Source organism: Polynucleobacter wuianus, from assembly GCF_001659725.1.
Lineage (GTDB): Bacteria > Pseudomonadota > Gammaproteobacteria > Burkholderiales > Burkholderiaceae > Polynucleobacter > Polynucleobacter wuianus.
Window position 1 is genome coordinate 1,813,905 of the sequence record NZ_CP015922.1, and the last position, 17,343, is coordinate 1,831,247.

Genomic DNA, 17,343 nt, shown 5'->3' on the forward strand with positions numbered 1-17,343 from the left:
CCTTTTTAATACGACCTAGTTTAGCCAAGACTGTGCATTTGCACTCTACGGAGTTTGTTGCTAATCATGTCTACAGCTACAACTAGGATAAGCATCGCCATGATCACCGTTGAGGCTTGCTGCTCATGCAATAAAGAGAGCTCATAGTACAAAATTTGTCCAAGACCCCCTGCGCCGACAAATCCTAATATCGTGGCCATACGTATATTCATTTCCCAACGATAAAGACTATAAGAGAGAAGTTGAGAATAGATCCCCGGCAAGGCCCCATAAATAAATGCTTGAGTATTACTTGCCCCAGCTAACCTCAGTGCTTGTGTCGCGTTAGGAGAGTGATTTTCCAGGGTCTCGCCAAATAAACGCCCTAGCACTCCCGTGGTGTGCAAGGCGAGCGCTAAGGTTCCAGCAAATGGGCCCAAACCTACTGCTAACACCATTAATACCGCCCAAACAAGCTCTGGCACCGAGCGCAGAAAATTTAAGAAAAAACGGGTCGCCACTTTTGCGCTACGACCAAACTGTCCAGCTGCTGGTAGCGCCAGAAAAAGACTCGCAATTGCCGACAATAAGGTGGCCATGGCAGAAATGGCCAGGGCCTGCAATACACCACTCCACACCTTCTGTAAAAAAGATGGCGAGAGATCTGGTGGAAAAAAGCGTGCTGTATAAATGGCAATGTCGCTCATAGCTTGCTGAGTAAACAAAGCCAGAGGATTCAATGAAAGATAGGCAAAGCTCATCACAATGAATATCGCAACCAGTAAAAGCGTAATGAGGCACTTAAGACAAAATTTGCGAGCAGGATAGTGGTTCATGCGAGCTGCCGACGAATGATGAGGCTGATGTAGTCTGCGAGTAAAACAAGCAATAAAAACATGATTAGGATGGTAGATACCTCACCACCATTAAGCATCTTCATTGACTGGTCCATAAGCTGCCCTAAGCCACCAGCGCCCACAAAACCCATGACCACCGAGGCTCTAACTGCACATTCCCAGCGATATATGGTGTAAGAAGCCAGTTCTCGTGAGGCGCTTGGCAATAACCCATATAAAAATGCATTGATACGGCCACTACCTAACATCAGTAGCGCTTTAGCAGGTAGCGTGTTTTCAGTTTCCAGGATTTCGGAATACACTTTTGCGAGCATGCCACCATAGGTAATAGCGATTGCTAGCACCCCCGCGATTGGGCCTAAACCAAATACTCTCACCAAAAGCAAGGCCCATACAATTTCTGGAATACCCCTGAGCAGTAATATCAGCATTCGGGCAAGATATCTACCAAGTTTTGCGACGCGATGACCTGAGGCAGGACCAATACGCGAAATCGATAGGCTATAGGTGATGATGAGGCCCAGTGGAATTGCCATCAGCATTGCCAAGGCAATACCTGCTGTTGCCATGGCTAAAGTTTCTAAAGTAGCCTTGAATACCAAAGCTAAAAATGATAGTTGCAGATTAGGCGGAAAAAACTGAATTAAGAAGTTAGCAAAAACTTTAAGATTGCTAACTTCAAATAATTTAAATACATCAAATTGTGCCAATTGCATCATTGGCCATAAGATCGCTAACGCAATACACGTCACCACAAAACGCCTGAGCGCATCTGGATCTCTAAGATAGACCGCTCTTTTCATAGCTATGTATTTACGCTACCTTGTTTTGGCAGAACACCACGTTCGGATGCATACAACTGTTGCAGCAAACTTTCATTCACCTCAGATGCTGGTAAGTCAAAAAAGACTTCTCCATCCTTCAGTCCAATGATTCTGGGGAACCATCGCAAAGCAATATCTACTGCATGAAGACTAGCTACAAAACAAGCATCTCTACTTCGGGCATCCTCTAAAAGACGCTGAATGGTTAAATCAGAAAGGACGGGATCCATCGCTGATACTGGCTCATCAGCCAGTAATAAATAAGGCTTCTGGTACAGCACGCGCGCGACACCCACTCTTTGCAATTGACCTCCAGACAGGCGGTCACAACGATCAAAGAGGCGGTCGGCGAGATCGAGTTTTTGCAGACATAACTGCGGACCCGCGATATCTATCGGATAGATTAATGACAGAAGAGATTTCCAGAGCGGCCACTGACCAAGACGACCAGCTAAGACAGCGGTAATCACTCTTTGTCTTGGTGGGATCGGGGCTGCTTGATGGACTAAGCCTATTTGAGAGCGTAAACGGCGTAATTGCCCTTTTGAAATCGCCCATGGATCAATACCCAATAACGATATAGACCCAATACTAGGGCGCAGTGAAGTCGCTATCAAGTTAAGCAAGCTCGTTTTGCCAGAGCCAGATGATCCAATAATCGCAATTGATTCACCAGCTGAGGCGCTAATGTTGATATTTTTTAGCGCTTCTTTTCCATTGCTATGACTAAAACTAACTTGCTTAAATGCAAATGCTATTTTTTTCACTTAATCAAACCAGCACCAATTGCAGCCTTTTCAATTTCATCGTAGTTAGATGATTTAGTAGGGATATATTTGCTAGCCCTCTGAAGATCCATTAATTCTTTATGAGCAGGATCATTGGAATTCAGCTTTAAAAAAGCATCGCTAATTTTTTTAGTTACCGCTGCATCCAAACCACCTCGTACGGTCCAGTTATAATCATGGTACGGAGGCGTTGTATAAAGAACTTTTACTTTTTCGGTATTAGGATTTTTAGCATCAGACAATTTATCCCAAACAGATGCATTTAAAGCGCCAGCATCTGCTTTACCGCTAGCAACAAATGCGACTGTTGCGTCATGGGCTCCAGAAAAAGCAATACTCTTAAAGTCTTTATCTGGGTTAATGCCTGCCTTCATTAGGTAAAAACGCGGCATTAAATGGCCTGAAGTAGATGATGGCGAACCAAAAGCAAAGGTCTTGCCCTTTAAATCTGTCAAATTCTTTGCCGAGCTAGCATCAGGAATAATAAATTTACTCGTAAATTTTTCATCTTCAAGACGCTGAATGATCGGCTTGACGGCGCCATTCGTACGAATTTTTGCTTGAATATAGGTAAACCCGCCTAACCATGCCATATCGATTTTATTTGTTGCCAGCGCCTCAACAACTGCGGCATAGTCTGTCACGGGCGTAAATTCAACTTTCATGCCAGTCTCTTTAGAAAGATATTCGCCTAAAGGAAGAAATTTTCTTTGTAGCTCGGTTGGTGATTCATCCGGAATCGCGGAGACGCGTAAGACGGCTTGCGCCTGAGCTGGAAGCGTGAACATGCTACAGCAAAGCGTTGTTAAAACAAGGCCGAGTGAAAATTTCAAAGTATTTAGTTTCATGTTGTTCGGATACTTTCTATTGAATTAAAGAAGTAGAGCTTAGGCTACAGAAACACCTGAGCCCTGTACAAATTGGCCTATTTTTTGAGCTTGGCTAAATCCATCTGCCCTGAGAATTTCCAATACCTGCTCAGTCGCTTCTGGGCTACAAGAGATTAATAAACCACCACTAGTCTGGGGGTCGGACAAGAGGTTTTGCTGCCACTCATTCAAATGAGAGGCCAGCTGTATTTCATGACCATAACCCAGCCAGTTACGTGGTGATGCGCCAGTAAAGATGCCTTCTTTTACCAGCTTGACCGCCTCAGAAACTACTGGAATAGAGTCCCACTGAATCTGAGCTGAAAGCTTTGCTCCACGGCACAGTTCCAATAAGTGCCCTGCTAAGCCAAACCCTGTCACATCCGTAAGCGCATGCACGCTATCGAGTTGGGATAGCGCGACGCCAGGTTTATTCAGCTTAGTCGTTAAGGCAATCATCTCCTGGTAAGCAGAGTCAGAAAGCTGCTCTTTTTTTAGCGCAGCAGAAAGAATACCTACACCCAAGGGTTTGCTAAGGATGATGCTATCGCCTAACTTTGCACCGCTATTACGCTTGAGTTTTTTAGGGTCTACTACGCCAATGGCGACCAAGCCATAAATGGGCTCCACAGTATCAATGGAGTGACCCCCAGCAATCATAATCCCAGCTTCTGCGCATACCGACTCACCACCAGCAGTAATTTGCTGAATGACCTCCAAAGGAAGGACATTGATTGGCATGCCTAATAGCGCTAGAGCAAAAAGAGGTTGGGCACCCATAGCGTAAATATCTGAGATCGCATTTGTTGCTGCAATTCGCCCAAATTGATACGGATCATCAACAATCGGCATAAAGAAATCGGTTGTCGCTACGATCGCCTGATGTTCGTTGATTTGATAAACAGCGGCATCCTCATTGTTATCAGAACCTGCTAGTAGTGCAGCAGGTATCTGGCGAATAGGAGAAGATTTCAGAATATCGCTCAAAACACCTGGAGCAATTTTGCAACCACAGCCTCCGCCGTGAGAGAGGGAGGTAAGACGACCGTTATATGTCATGTTGAAGAACTCAATTTAAAAGTAAGAAGATGTCAGCGAAGTATGTGAGCTTACCTAATTTATGCTAAACAGGTACGAAAGCCGCAAAAAAAGTCACTGCGGGAAGGTAGGTAAAAATTACGAAATTGGGGTCGACGCAGATAGTCGGGGGTATATACACTCCAGCCCTTCAAAACCCGATGCCTGCTATCAAACCATGGGGCCGAATAATCTTGATAAGGATCGGAGCTAAAGCCCTCAAAAGGCTTAAAAGTACCGCTAGTCCACTCCCATAAGCTGGAGGGTTGCCATGGCTCATGTGCTGATGTCATTAAAAGGCTAAGCTCATTTTCAGTGGGGAGTCGAACACCCTTCCATAAACAATACTGCTCAGCATTATGGGCAGAGATATGTCTTACTGGAGCATTAAGATCCAACTCTCGCCACTGATCAAAAAAACGCTCAAACCAAGTATCGCCCTCTTTTTTCCAATACGTAGGTTGATGCTCTACATAGCTTATTCCTGCATCATTTAGAGATCTTAAAAACTCTACATATTCACCGCTGCTAACTGCATGGCTTGAAATTGAAAAATTGGGGACTAATACTTCATGCTGCCATTTTTCATTATCAAAAATAAAGCCTATATTTGGTGTGGACCCAAGCTTAAATTGAGACTGAGGAATATGGATATATCTTGGCTCTAAGTCTTTCTGTTGTTCTTGTATAGAACCCAGACTTTGCTCTAGCGGCCAGACGTAACCTAAAGATTGCCACATATAAGCAAATGCTTCATTGTGCATATCCTCATGATAGAGGGCCAATTGAATAAAGTAAGCCTGCTCAGGACTCAAGATTCCAGATCTGAGAATGGCAAATGTACGCTCCATCACATTCGAAAAGTAATTCATCAAGATATCGATAGAAGGTATTTGTACCTGCCAGCGATCATCATGAATTATTTCAGAAGAATTAAATAAAGCATCTGCATGGGCTAAAAAGGAAGGATTGGATGCTACCCCTTTGCGATGAACCCAAAATTCGTGAAACCAAATCAGATGGCCAAACTCCCAATGCGGAGGGTTTAATCCGGGCAATAAGGCGACTGTTTCCTGGCCGTGATCAAGCTTACTAATGATAGTTTGTGTCACGTGAGTCGAGCGCTCTAAATCTTTTAGAAGCTTATTGGGTAATGGCCAAGGCTCGTAGCGCAGATAGTCAAACTGTGTCATTTAGATTTAGAAAATGAAGATCATCAATATCGCTGTACTACTTAGGCAAGATCTCAAGTAATTCTTCAACGGTTTTATACCCCATGATGGGCATGAAACTTCGAGGTGAAAAATTCTTCTCACCAATAAGCATTGCCGGTAATCCCTGAAAGCCATACGTTTTAAACTCTTGCTCATCGGCCATGACATGCTTAGTCAATTCACCATTATCGAGTGCTTGCCTCAGCTGCAAGATGTCTATTCCTGCTTGAGAGGCAATCTTCATCACTACTTCTTCACTGCTGATATCAAGCCCACTCAGAAAGAATGCATCAAATAAAGCTCTGGCTAATTTTAAAGATAAGCCCTGAGAATTAGCGAAGTAAACACTCTCTTGTGCAAGCCAGGTATAGGTTAGAAATTTTGGTGTTAGAAGCTTAAGATTTTCTTGCATGACAATGGGCTCAGACTTAGCAGCCTCAAGATTATCTATATAGGATTGTGGGGGAGAGATATTGCCCTCAACTGGGGTTAATTCAAATGCTCTCCATACTATCTCTAGTCTGTCTTGATACTTTATTTGGAGCTTTTCAAAAACTATAGTCTGAAAGTAACTATATGGACATTCAAAGTCAGCCCAGATCTGAATCTGAATCATTACTTCTCCACCTCGTTTAATTAACTACCAACATCATATTCTTTAAATCTGCCTAGCCAATAAAACAGCTACTGCCGATCCACCCCCCACTAAAGCACACCAAAGCCTTAGAGTTAAGGGCCTAGGGCTCACAACTTTTGATCTTGCTTCATTTTTATGATTTATTTCGTCGGCTTGGCAACGTATGAGGAGCTTAAGCAAATCATCATGACTACCATTTTTTTGTAGATATTCAATCTGTTGCTGATAATGTTGTTCTACAAATGTCTCAACAGCATCAATCGTTGCATAAACTGCTTTTCTTCCAAATAGCGCTGGTATCGCCCCAGTTAACCATCCCGCAATGCGCCAAGGACCCAGCAAACAACTTCGATGCTTGGCCTCGAAAATAGACTCTATTAACTGTAAATGCTCAGCCTCAGTGGCTCCATGATGCTTGGCAAAACTGATGAGCTCCTGATCTTTACGTAATTTTACAATGGCAATAATGCCTTTATAGATATAGATAGCACCCGTTTCGCCAGCATGATCTGAGCGCAACTCACGTTCCAAATAGACGGAATAAGCATTGCTACGCTCGATTACACCCCTCATCTGAGATAAGCCCGGATGTAACTTATAACTTCATCATAAAACTGTCGCATCTTTTTCATCAATCTCATTTTATTATTGAAGGTAATTACTAAAATCAAATATAGAGTTGGGCCCGAGCTTTTCTGCTTTTTGTAACTCGGCTTTTGTAATCAGAACGCTTTGAGTATCCCATTTACCCTTTTTGGAGATTTCTTGTAATTGATACTTTTGCGAGTCCCAGGCTGGAATGATCTCAATTTGAAAGGGGCTTGTTCTCGCATGTTTTGAAGATGATGCTACGGCAATCTTAGATAGACAATCACGCATATAAGATTCAAATGATTCTACGAACTCCTTAGCAAAATCTGCGATAACTACTTTTCTGGATCTAGAGTGATTGACTGCTAAAAATACATCTTTCATCGTCATACTTTGTGGGTCTTTAGCTAAGTAGTATCCGCCCCTTCGTCCTTTGGCAGCTCGTATTAAATAAGCAGACTTGAGTGCGGATAGCACTATCTCCATACGACTTAAAGAAAGGTGCTGACGTTTAGCGATATCAATTGCTCTAACCGGAACACCAAAGCGTGAATAGGCGGTGATATCAATCAAGGTATTGATAGTTTGCTCAAGCGACCTATTGATGTACTTCAGCATGACACTTTCCTTTTATTAACGACACGATAGAAATGACTTAAAAAGAAGTCGCCCGAAGGCGACTGAAGGACCTTAAATACGGGTCGGGAGACAGCTTGATTCTGAACCTATTAGGGTTATTACGTATAAAACTACTAATAGAGGGGTTTTTGCTGCCCTGCAATCTATGATCTTAAAGCGCATACTAATTAAGTAGTAACCCTAGTATTTCTAACCAAAGGAGCCTTAAATGAGACAGTTCAAACAGTTTCTGAGTAATTTGGTCATAGTTTTAGTCGAGGCTCGCAAGGCTTACTTCAGGCGCCATATCAATCATCTTTTAGGCTCATGAGTTACGTTCAACAAAAATCATATGAAATTAACCGTTTTTCGTTACAAAGTCTGGGATCCCCAGGATGACAATGAAGCACAGATGCCTCCTTACTACGCTATCCGGGAATATATCGAAAACTTAGAAGGAGCCTCTGTCATCGAAGATGACTTTTTGGAGGTTGATGAGTCAGACCTTGATGTTTATGGAAGAATCTCTACCACTTAGATTAAATGAAAAGGAAGCGCACAATGTCAACATTTCGTACTGCTTTATCGTTAGCTTTTTTGTTAGTAACATCCCATCAGTCTTTTGCTCAAGCAATTTCAAAAGACTTTCAAAAGAATTGCGCAACTGAGCAAGTGGCTGAGCATAAAGATCTTAAGGGTAAAACTCTGAGTGCAGAAGACTTTGCTGCCTACTGTACTTGTCAGGCCGAGTTCATCAATAAAAATGCCACCAATGGACAAGTCAATGAGTTAGTGATGAACCCAAAGGCTAAGCCTGAGTGGTTAAAGACAATTGAGTTGAAAGCAATGAAATCCTGTCTCTCGGTCGACTCAAAGATGAGTACTTAACAACCCAACTAAGTTGTCAGGGATGATGCTTCAACGATACCCAGCCCTACAAGGGTAGTATTTTTAATGAATCAAAACTGTCGTTTACTGTACATTCAAATAGACTACTAAGTGATTCTTACAAAAGTACATACGGGCTGAGCACAATAAGCCAAAGGCTTATATGATGAGATCTCATATTTTTAATGAAGAAAACCCCGCTTGTATTTCACTAAGTACATTTTCTCTTTTTTGATTAAGCTCAGCTTATGTTTTGGTATAACCATTAGCTGCTTTGTATCAGCTCAGTCTACAGAAAAAATTACCGCAGTTGGATCAAAGCGGTTTACAGAAAGCTATGTACTTGGAGAGCTTGTTAATCTCACATTACATGATGCTGGATTAAAAGCTATACATCGCCAAGGTCTTGGTAATACTGCTATTGTTATTCAAGCGCTTAAAACTGGTCAAATTGATGTGTATCCAGAGTACACCGGCACTATTCTGCGAGAAATACTCAAGCGCCCAGAAACCGAAGCCTCAATAGATGCCCTTAATGCCTGGCTCAAGCCTATGGGATTAAAAGCAGCGATACCACTTGGCTTTAACAACACTTATGCACTTGCTATGAGACCAGAACAAGCGAGTAAGCTAGGTATAAAACGAATCAGTGATATCGCAAATCTATCAACTGAGCAGCAATCCACACTTCGAATTGCCTTATCTCCAGAATTTAAAACCAGGAATGATGGTTGGTCTGCGCTTATTCAGGCTTACGCCCTCAAAATAAAATCCAAAAAAGTACTGGAGCATGGCCTAGCATATGATGCTCTTGTTCGTGGCGATGTCGATATTGTGGATGCATACTCGACTGATGCATCAATTACGAAAAATAATCTGACCTTATTAGAGGATGACAGAAAATCATTTCCTCGCTACGATGCAATCCTATTAATGCGCTCTGATTTTGATGAGAAGCCTCTACAAAAATTAGCGGGAGCATTAAATGAAGTAACAATGGCAAAACTTAATAATGAGGCTGAGTCTGGCATTAGCTTTGAAATGATTGCTCGTGGATTTTTGAATAAATCCACTAATGATCAATCAAGTCCTACAAAGATCTCAAGGTTTTTTAATTTACTTTTTGGCCCAGATTTTCTTACCGCACTCCGAGATCATGTTCTGTTGGTTACAATTTCCTCAACAATGGCTCTTCTCGTTGGAATTCCTCTTGGAGTTGTTGCATACCGTCGACCTCGATTTTCGACTTGGATCCTAGGGACTGTTGGTGTTTTACAAACGATACCCTCTCTTGCATTACTAACTATTTTGATTGCTGTATTAGATCAAATAGGGACCATACCAGCCGTTTTGGCTTTATTTATTTATGGCCTTCTACCAATTGTGGGTGCTACCCACATTGGCTTAATGGAGGTTCCAAGCACTTTAAAAGAAGCAGCCTTGGCTCTTGGTTGTAATGAGCGAAAATTATTGCTTTCTATTGAGCTACCGCATGCTAAGCCAATCATTATGACTGGCTTAGCATCAGCTACTGTGATTGGCGTCGGCACCTGCACTCTTGCAGCATTAGTAGGTGCGGGTGGCTTCGGCGACCTTATAGTGGCTGGGCTCGCCGTGAATGATCAAGCTCTAATGCTTTCTGGTGCCATACCAGCCGCCATTCTTGCCCTACTCGCACAAGTCGTACTGACTCCCAAACGTAAAGCTATAAATAAGTAGTGATTGATTACCTTATTTTTGCGTTAGCAAGAAAAAATTGGCTTAATCATCTAACATCAATATAAATTCATCCTCTCTACTAATTAACTATGAGTTATCAACTGGTTTGGTTTAAGCGTGATTTGCGCTGTGAGGACCATACCGCGCTTGTCGAGGCTGCAAAGTTAGGCCCCATTCGCTGCATTTACGTGCTTGAGCCAACACTTTGGACGCAGCCAGATGTGGCCCTCCAACATTTTGAATTCATTCGAGAGTGTCTTCAAGATCTAGATGCCCAACTCCATTTACTTGGTGGCACTTTAGAAGTTCATGAAGGTGAAGTTACTGAAGTACTGAGTAAAATTTGGCAAGCCAGCCCTTTTCAAGGTTTGCATTCACATCAAGAAACTGGCAATGGATTTACGTATTCCAGAGATCAAGAGGTTGGTGAATGGTGTCAGTCTCATTGCATACAGTGGGGTGAGTATCCCCAGTTTGGTGTCGTAAGAGGGTTAAAAAATCGTAATGAATGGCATGCTCATTGGCAAAAGCATATGGAAGCGCCTTTATGTGAACTTCCGACGATTCAATTTTGGAGGGCACGACTCTCTAGTGTGCTAACACCGAACTCCAGCGCTCTTTATTTGACGCCGTCCATGATGCAGGCGCCTCTGCACCTGAAACATAATCCACCTTTAAGACAACGCGGCGGAAGATCTCTTGCACTCAAAACGCTTAATAGTTTTTTGAAGCAGAGGAGCATGTGGTATCGAGGCGGGATCTCATCCCCCCTATCAGCACCAGATGCCTGCTCCCGATTATCTGTATATCTAAGTTATGGATGTCTCAGCATTAGGGAAGTAGTACAGGCAACTAACGAAGAACTGCTTCAAATGTCGCTAGATACCAGCAGAAGAAAGTCAGGTTTAACTGCTTTTATGAGTCGCTTGTATTGGCATTGTCATTTTATTCAAAAGCTCGAAAGCGAGCCTGAAATTGAGTGGCGAAATATGCACCGTGGATATGATGCATTACGCGAGAATGAATTCAATGACGATTACTTCAATGCATTGAAGGATGGTAAGACGGGTTGGCCTATGGTGGACGCCTGCGTTGTCATGCTACGTGAAACGGGATGGCTTAATTTTAGAATGCGCGCAATGCTGGTTTCAGTTGCAGCTTATCCACTTTGGTTGCACTGGAAACCAGTAGGAGATTGGTTAGCCACCCAATTTTTAGACTACGAACCCGGAATCCACTGGAGTCAACTACAAATGCAATCCGGCACGACCGGGATCAACGTGACACGTGTTTATAACCCGATCAAGCAAGCGCAAGATCATGATCAAAAAGGCTTTTTTGTTAGAAAATGGCTTCCTCACATGCGCCAAGTACCAGATACTTGGCTTTTTGAGCCTTGGAATATGCCTCAAGAAGTACAAAACAGTATTGGCATTGAGATTAGTAGAGATATCCCCCAACCAATAGTAGATCTTGCTATCGCCACAAAAGCATCTAAGGATCGCTTGCATGCTAGGCGTAACTTATCAGACGTTCGAGCCGGCAAAAAATCAGTGATTGATAAACATGCGTCTCGAGCAAAAATGACTGGCCGTAAGAGCTCTAAAGTAAAAACTACAGGGACAAGCCCGCAGCTTACCCTTGAGTTTTAGCCAATCTAGTCCAATAACCTAACCTAACCCTAGCGAAGCAAATATTTATTTCGGCGGCCTATGCATTGCACAGATTTTATTGCCAGCAGGATCTCTGAGCCAAGCAATATAGACAGTACCAGCGACCCCCTCTCGATAGCCAGGGTCACCTTCACAGGAAGAACCTCCATGAGCAACACCGATGGCATGGAATGCATCTACATCAGCGATAGTTTTGGCGCTAAAGCCGATTGTGCCGCCATTGGCATGAGTAGCTTCTTTACCATCGATAGGCTTAGTAATAGCAAAGACTCCGCCAGGACCGCGATAAAAGTATTTGTCATGACTAAAGCTCCCGGCTTTGATACCTAAAGCTCCTAAAGCGGCATCATAGAAGTCCCTTGAAACTTCTAAATCATTTGCGCCCAACATAATGTGACTAAACATGATTCTTCCTACTAAGTTAATTAAATAAAGAAATGTAACTCAAGACTCTATCGACTCTTCAGATGGATTGATAGATGCACGCGTGAGCGTATTACGAATAAATTGTTTTTCGTAATGTCGATTACGCCTTGATCTCTTGGCCAATGAGCGTTGATTCCTGCGCTTATCCGTAACAATGTTACTTAATTGACTGAGATCATCTAAGTCTCGTATCTGACTTGGTGAATTTCGGAGAGGCATCGCTAACGGATTCTGCTTTAGTAGTATTGGCATTAAGCTTGGTATAAGCGTTAATTAAATGAATTAACTCATATAAATGGATTTTATGCTCGCCGTGCCAGATTTTTAAAGCCTAAATTGTCGGAAAGACTAAAAAACAAGGTATTTAGGACTGTATTGAGGGTGGGGTCACTGATTCAGCACACTCTCCTATCAACACCTAAAATATCTAATGAACTTTTTTTATATAAGTGTCTTACTCCTAAACTTGGTGACTTCTTCGGTACAAGCAGCAGAAATTTATATTACCGACCCTGAGCACACCTTTGTTAGCTTTAGCTACAAGCATTTAGCTTACTCGATTCAAACTAGTCGTTTTGATAAGGTAAATGGAACTATTACACTCAACGATCAAATGGATGGGGGCACTATAGATATTGACATTGAGACTGGCTCAATTAGCACAGGCTCCGATACCTTTAATAAGCTACTTAGAGGCGAAGATTACTTTAATTCTGAAAAATTTCCTGTAGCCAAATTCACTTCTGATAAGGTTGTATTTAATAATCAGTCTATTACATCGATCTCAGGCGAACTGACCATCAAGGGCACTACTAAATCCATTAATGTTGAAGTAAGTAACTTTGCTTGTAGTCGCAACTTCATTACTTTGAAATATATGTGTGGCGCTAATGCAACCGCAAAGTTAAGTCGCTCAGAATTTGATCTAGGAAAATATGTGCCATTTGTTGGCGATGAGATCCGCTTAAATATAGTGATTGAAGCGTCAAGAGAATAGCCTTAATTACAATGGTATCGCCAATAGAGTCTGCAAGAAATAAGGTTTCATTTGAGCGACTAACCTAACACAACAATATAAAAATTAAAGCCCTCACCATTTTTGATGAGGGCTTTAATCAACCCAATAGGAGCTGGGCTTAGATTGAATTTCTCATGCCGTTCAAACCCGTTCAGAAAATATCAGCTTAAAAATGGTTTTCAATCAACATTTCTGACCGAGGAATAAAGCCAGGTTTAGGCCACGCTGGTTTAATACCCTTACCAATCACCAGCATTGCTGCAATCGCATAGTCTTTTGGCAAATGAATCAGCTCAGCCACCTTATCAAAATCAAAGCCTACCATTGGGCATGAGTCATAACCCATAGCCTTTGCAGACAACATCATCGTTTGAAGCATGATTCCTGCAGAGCGCATTGCCTCATCTCTTTGCAATTGCTCCTTACCCGAGTAAAAGGGATGAATCCAGGGCACCAAAATGTCTTGGGCCTCCTTGGGTGCATTAACCCAATATCGAGCAGGATCTTTATCCCAAGCCTTCGTATCTACAGTTACTACAAAAAGTAATGATCCGTCCGTAACCTGAGCTTGATCATGAGCAGCTTCCCGCAATTTGACTCTTAAAGCCTTGTCAGTGACATTAACTAAACGCCAGTGCTGAATGTTAAAAGATGATGGGGCCTGCATAGCAAGATCGAGCAATTGCTCAGTTTCTTGCTGGGTAAATTGATGTTTTGGATCAAAATTCTTGACTGCCCTACGTTCGCGAATTGCATCAAATGTATTCATTAACTTCCTCACTGAGATTTAAACCTTGATCATAAGCCAATATTTAAAAGACAAAACCCCCATCATTGCTGATGAGGGTTTGCTTTTCTGGTGGGCCCACCAGGACTTGAACCTGGGACCAAAGGATTCCGGTTTGTGTTAGTTTCCTAACTCCCTGGACTATGCCTTCACCGTATTCATTTCTGAACTTAGGTGGGTGCCGTCTAGTCTCTACACGTTCAAAGTAATTTCTTACTAAGCTTCGCTCGGCGTTAGCTTGGATATTTCTACCTTTAGCTTTCTCCGAATTTGACACCATCCCTTATGCAGTTTCCACGCATAAGGCACAACTTTCGCTATGAGTCCTCTGCTCTAACCAACTGAGCTATGGGCCCTAAAACTGTTTTTACTACACACCTTACTGCTGGTGTTTTTTACTTCAAAAACCACACTAAAACCGCATTTACTACACACCTCGGTTTTTGCTCTGGTGTGTAAGCGGTGTGTAGTGAATTTATACCGCCTAATTCACCACTAACCTCTTGAATCTATTAAGGTCTTAACTACAAGACCCCTAGGGCTTCTTTCTTATGAGTCCTCTGCTCTAACCAACTGAGCTATAGGCCCGTTAGTCTTTGGTTCAATCTTCTTCGAGGAAGGTCTTGAGCTTATCGCTGCGGCTTGGATGACGCATTTTTCTCAAAGCCTTTGCTTCAATCTGACGAATACGCTCACGGGTAACGTCAAATTGCTTACCTACTTCTTCAAGAGTATGGTCTGTACTCATCTCAACACCAAAGCGCATACGCAATACTTTTGCTTCACGTGGTGTTAATGAATCCAGAACGTCTTTCACCACATCGCGCATCGAATCATGCAATGCTGCTTCAGCTGGAGCCAAGGTGTTGCCGTCTTCAATGAAGTCGCCCAAATGAGAATCTTCATCGTCACCAATTGGTGTTTCCATAGAGATTGGCTCTTTAGCAATCTTCATGATCTTACGAATCTTGTCTTCAGGAATCTCCATCTTCAGCGCTAGGGTTGCAGCATCTGGCTCATGACCAGTTTCTTGTAAGATCTGGCGGCTGATACGGTTCATCTTGTTGATGGTTTCAATCATATGAACTGGGATACGGATCGTACGTGCTTGGTCAGCAATAGAACGGGTAATCGCTTGGCGAATCCACCAGGTTGCATAAGTAGAGAACTTATAACCACGACGGTATTCAAACTTATCTACCGCCTTCATCAAACCGATGTTGCCTTCTTGAATCAAATCCAAGAATTGCAAGCCACGGTTAGTGTATTTCTTAGCTATGGAGATTACTAAACGTAAGTTGGCTACAGTCATCTCACGCTTCGCTTCACGAGCACGCTTCTCACCCGCGATCATCTGCTTGTTGACTTCTTTCAACTCAGGAAGTGGAATAACGACATTCTTCTGAATATCAATCAACTTCTGTTGTAACTCTTGAATCGCTGGAACGTTACGTTGCAAGAGTGCGCTATAAGGCTTGTTCTCTTTGAGCAACTTGTCAGTCCATGTCAAATTCATAGACATCTTAGGGAAATCTTTTAATACTTCACCACGATTGACGCCAACTTTGTCTACTAACAGACTAACGATACCGCGCTCAAGTTTCCAAACTTGGTCTACTTGTGAACGCATGGTATCGCATAACTTCTCAACACTCTTTGCGGTTAAGCGGAAGCCAAGCAACTCCGCACGAATCGTATCTTGCGCTTTGACGTATGCAGGACAGTTATAGCCCTCTTTATCGAAGGCACGACGCATCTTTTCAGCTTGCGTGCGAACAATCGCAAACTTCTCTAAAGAAATCTGCCTCAACTCTTCTAATTGCTTAGCGTTAGCTGTTGCAGCACCACCGCCACCGCCGCCGCTTTCATCTTCTTCGCCCTCTTCGCCCTCTTCAGCATCAGGATCAATTTCTGGCTCTTCAGGTCCAAGCTTAATGTCTTCTGCGTTTGGATCAACCAAGCCATCAACAAATTGGTCAATCTCCATTTCGCCACTAGCGATCTTGTCAACGTTGCTCAGAATCTCAGTAATCGTTACAGGGCAAGCAGCCAAAGCCATCACCATGTCTTTAAGGCCAGCTTCGATTTTCTTCGCAATGACGATCTCGCCTTCGCGAGTTAACAAGTCGACCGTACCCATCTCACGCATATACATACGGACTGGGTCAGTTGTACGACCGAACTCTGAATCCACCGTTGAGAGCGCTGCTTCGGCCTCTTCCTCAGCTTCTTCTTCAGAAGCTGCAGCTGCGGTGTTATCTGAGAGGATTAAGGTTTCGGCATCAGGCGCTTGTTCGTAAACAGTAATACCAATATCATTTAACAAGCTAATCAAAGTTTCTAATGCATCAGCATCAGACAACTCATCAGACATCACGTCATTCATTTCGCCATGGGTTAAATAGCCTTTGGACATGCCCATCTTGATCAAAGTCTTCAAGCGAGCACGACGTAATTCTTGTTGCTCTTCGGTACCTAACTGCTGTGCTGCGAATTCTTTTAAGAGGGCTTTTTCTTTTGCTTTACGCTCGCGAGCTTTTTGACGATCAGTCAACACTGGCTCAGCACCTTCCGCGGGAGCATCAGCCTTAGCTTTGCGGCCACGCTTTTTCTCTTGTTCAACTACCGCAACAACTTCAGCAGCTTTTCCTTTTTTACCTTTGGGCTCTTTTGTATCTTTTACTTCTTCAGCCTTAGTTGCAACTGCTTTACCTTTTTTAGCTGGCTCCACTTTGACTTCTGCTTTAGATGCCTTCGTAGGTGCAGCAGCCTTCACTGGTTTAGCCGGTGCTTTCGCTGGCTTGGCAGCAGCCTTTACTGGTTTAGCCGGGGCTTTAGCAACTGTTTTTGCTTTTGGCGCAGGTTTAGCAGCAGCCTTTACTGGCTTGGCAGGTACTTTTGATTTTGGAGCTGGTTTGGCTGGAGCCTTAGCAACTACCTTAGCTTTAGGAGCTGGTTTTGCTGTGGCCTTCACTGGCTTAGCTGGTGCTTTTGCTTTTGGCGCAGGTTTTGCTGGAGCCTTGGCTACAGTTTTACTTTTTGGAGCCGGTTTTGCTGTGGCCTTCACTGGCTTAGCTGGTGCTTTTGCTTTTGCTTTTGCTTTTGCTTTTGCTTTTGGCGCAGGTTTTGCTGGAGCCTTGGCTACAGTTTTACTTTTTGGATCTGGTTTAGCTGGTTTTTTGGTCTTGGTATTAGGCATTTATTAGCACTTACTCACATTACTACTGTTGTTGATCTCGACTGATTAAGCACAGCCCCGTAACTCACTTGTCCACTTACCCCAAACTTCATAAAAATAAAGCGCAAGTGGCTGAATTAATTCGTTTTTTTCTTGGGAACAGAGGATTATAGTCGATTGCGACTTTTTTAGCCTCTGAT

Annotated in this window: 17 protein-coding genes; 5 read left to right on the plus strand and 12 right to left on the minus strand. The window is 43.0% G+C overall.

The genetic code is table 11. The features are described from left to right. Window positions 1-20: 20 nt before the first annotated feature. The 9 genes from phnE to A8O14_RS09415 all read right to left on the minus strand — a co-directional run bounded on the left by phnE (window position 21) and on the right by A8O14_RS09415 (window position 7,454). Window positions 21-815: a phosphonate ABC transporter, permease protein PhnE gene (gene phnE / locus A8O14_RS09375; protein WP_068949270.1), complete on the minus strand. Its 795-nt coding sequence runs from the start codon at window positions 813-815 to the stop codon at window positions 21-23. Beyond that, a complete protein-coding gene (locus A8O14_RS09380) occupies window positions 812-1,639 on the minus strand; it encodes a PhnE/PtxC family ABC transporter permease (protein WP_068949271.1) in 828 nt (275 codons plus the stop codon). Before A8O14_RS09380 ends, phnE begins: the two co-directional genes overlap by 4 nt. 2 nt (window positions 1,640-1,641) lie before the next feature. After that, window positions 1,642-2,427, minus strand: a complete 786-nt coding sequence (locus tag A8O14_RS09385; protein ID WP_370623065.1) for a phosphonate ABC transporter ATP-binding protein — start codon at window positions 2,425-2,427, stop codon at window positions 1,642-1,644. Beyond that, window positions 2,424-3,296, minus strand: coding sequence for a putative selenate ABC transporter substrate-binding protein (locus A8O14_RS09390; RefSeq protein ID WP_068949272.1), 873 nt, complete (start codon window positions 3,294-3,296; stop codon window positions 2,424-2,426). Before A8O14_RS09390 ends, A8O14_RS09385 begins: the two co-directional genes overlap by 4 nt. 39 nt (window positions 3,297-3,335) lie before the next feature. After that, window positions 3,336-4,376 carry a selenide, water dikinase SelD gene (selD, locus tag A8O14_RS09395; protein ID WP_068949273.1) on the minus strand — a complete coding sequence of 347 codons (1,041 nt, stop codon included), beginning with the start codon at window positions 4,374-4,376 and terminating at the stop codon, window positions 3,336-3,338. A 59-nt stretch (window positions 4,377-4,435) separates the two neighbouring features. Beyond that, entirely contained in the window at window positions 4,436-5,587 is a 1,152-nt protein-coding gene (locus tag A8O14_RS09400) for an SUMF1/EgtB/PvdO family nonheme iron enzyme (protein WP_082913163.1), read from the minus strand. Window positions 5,588-5,624: 37 nt separating this feature from the next. Beyond that, window positions 5,625-6,224 (minus strand): DsbA family oxidoreductase, encoded by a 600-nt coding sequence (locus A8O14_RS09405; RefSeq protein ID WP_068949274.1) that lies wholly within the window; start codon window positions 6,222-6,224, stop codon window positions 5,625-5,627. A gap of 42 nt (window positions 6,225-6,266) precedes the next feature. Beyond that, window positions 6,267-6,818 carry a demethoxyubiquinone hydroxylase family protein gene (locus tag A8O14_RS09410; protein ID WP_068949275.1) on the minus strand — a complete coding sequence of 184 codons (552 nt, stop codon included), beginning with the start codon at window positions 6,816-6,818 and terminating at the stop codon, window positions 6,267-6,269. 72 nt (window positions 6,819-6,890) lie between these two features. Next, complete coding sequence (locus A8O14_RS09415; RefSeq protein WP_068949276.1) at window positions 6,891-7,454, minus strand: RrF2 family transcriptional regulator; 564 nt, start codon at window positions 7,452-7,454, stop codon at window positions 6,891-6,893. Between the two features lie 352 nt (window positions 7,455-7,806). On the opposite strand from A8O14_RS09415, the gene A8O14_RS09420 reads away from it, so the two are divergent. The 4 genes from A8O14_RS09420 to A8O14_RS09435 all read left to right on the plus strand — a co-directional run bounded on the left by A8O14_RS09420 (window position 7,807) and on the right by A8O14_RS09435 (window position 11,713). Next, a complete protein-coding gene (locus tag A8O14_RS09420) occupies window positions 7,807-7,992 on the plus strand; it encodes a hypothetical protein (RefSeq protein ID WP_068949277.1) in 186 nt (61 codons plus the stop codon). Between the two features lie 23 nt (window positions 7,993-8,015). Beyond that, a complete protein-coding gene (locus tag A8O14_RS09425) occupies window positions 8,016-8,342 on the plus strand; it encodes a hypothetical protein (RefSeq protein WP_068949278.1) in 327 nt (108 codons plus the stop codon). Between the two features lie 231 nt (window positions 8,343-8,573). After that, complete coding sequence (locus A8O14_RS09430) at window positions 8,574-10,061, plus strand: glycine betaine ABC transporter substrate-binding protein (protein WP_216861595.1); 1,488 nt, start codon at window positions 8,574-8,576, stop codon at window positions 10,059-10,061. Window positions 10,062-10,150: 89 nt separating this feature from the next. Next, on the plus strand, window positions 10,151-11,713 hold the full coding sequence (locus A8O14_RS09435; RefSeq protein WP_068949279.1) for a cryptochrome/deoxyribodipyrimidine photo-lyase family protein: 1,563 nt from the start codon (window positions 10,151-10,153) through the stop codon (window positions 11,711-11,713). A gap of 45 nt (window positions 11,714-11,758) precedes the next feature. On the opposite strand, the gene A8O14_RS09440 is transcribed toward A8O14_RS09435, so the two are convergent. Then, window positions 11,759-12,139, minus strand: a complete 381-nt coding sequence (locus tag A8O14_RS09440; RefSeq protein ID WP_068949280.1) for a VOC family protein — start codon at window positions 12,137-12,139, stop codon at window positions 11,759-11,761. A 490-nt stretch (window positions 12,140-12,629) separates the two neighbouring features. Here A8O14_RS09440 and A8O14_RS09445 point away from each other — a divergent pair, with 490 nt between their 5' ends. Continuing rightward, window positions 12,630-13,157, plus strand: a complete 528-nt coding sequence (locus A8O14_RS09445; RefSeq protein ID WP_161484832.1) for a YceI family protein — start codon at window positions 12,630-12,632, stop codon at window positions 13,155-13,157. 187 nt (window positions 13,158-13,344) lie between these two features. On the opposite strand, the gene A8O14_RS09450 is transcribed toward A8O14_RS09445, so the two are convergent. Both A8O14_RS09450 and rpoD read right to left on the minus strand, forming a co-directional pair. After that, window positions 13,345-13,947, minus strand: coding sequence for a nitroreductase family protein (locus tag A8O14_RS09450; protein ID WP_068949282.1), 603 nt, complete (start codon window positions 13,945-13,947; stop codon window positions 13,345-13,347). 619 nt (window positions 13,948-14,566) lie between these two features. Continuing rightward, window positions 14,567-17,164 carry an RNA polymerase sigma factor RpoD gene (rpoD, locus tag A8O14_RS09460; protein WP_071608681.1) on the minus strand — a complete coding sequence of 866 codons (2,598 nt, stop codon included), beginning with the start codon at window positions 17,162-17,164 and terminating at the stop codon, window positions 14,567-14,569. Between the last annotated feature and the right edge of the window lie 179 nt (window positions 17,165-17,343).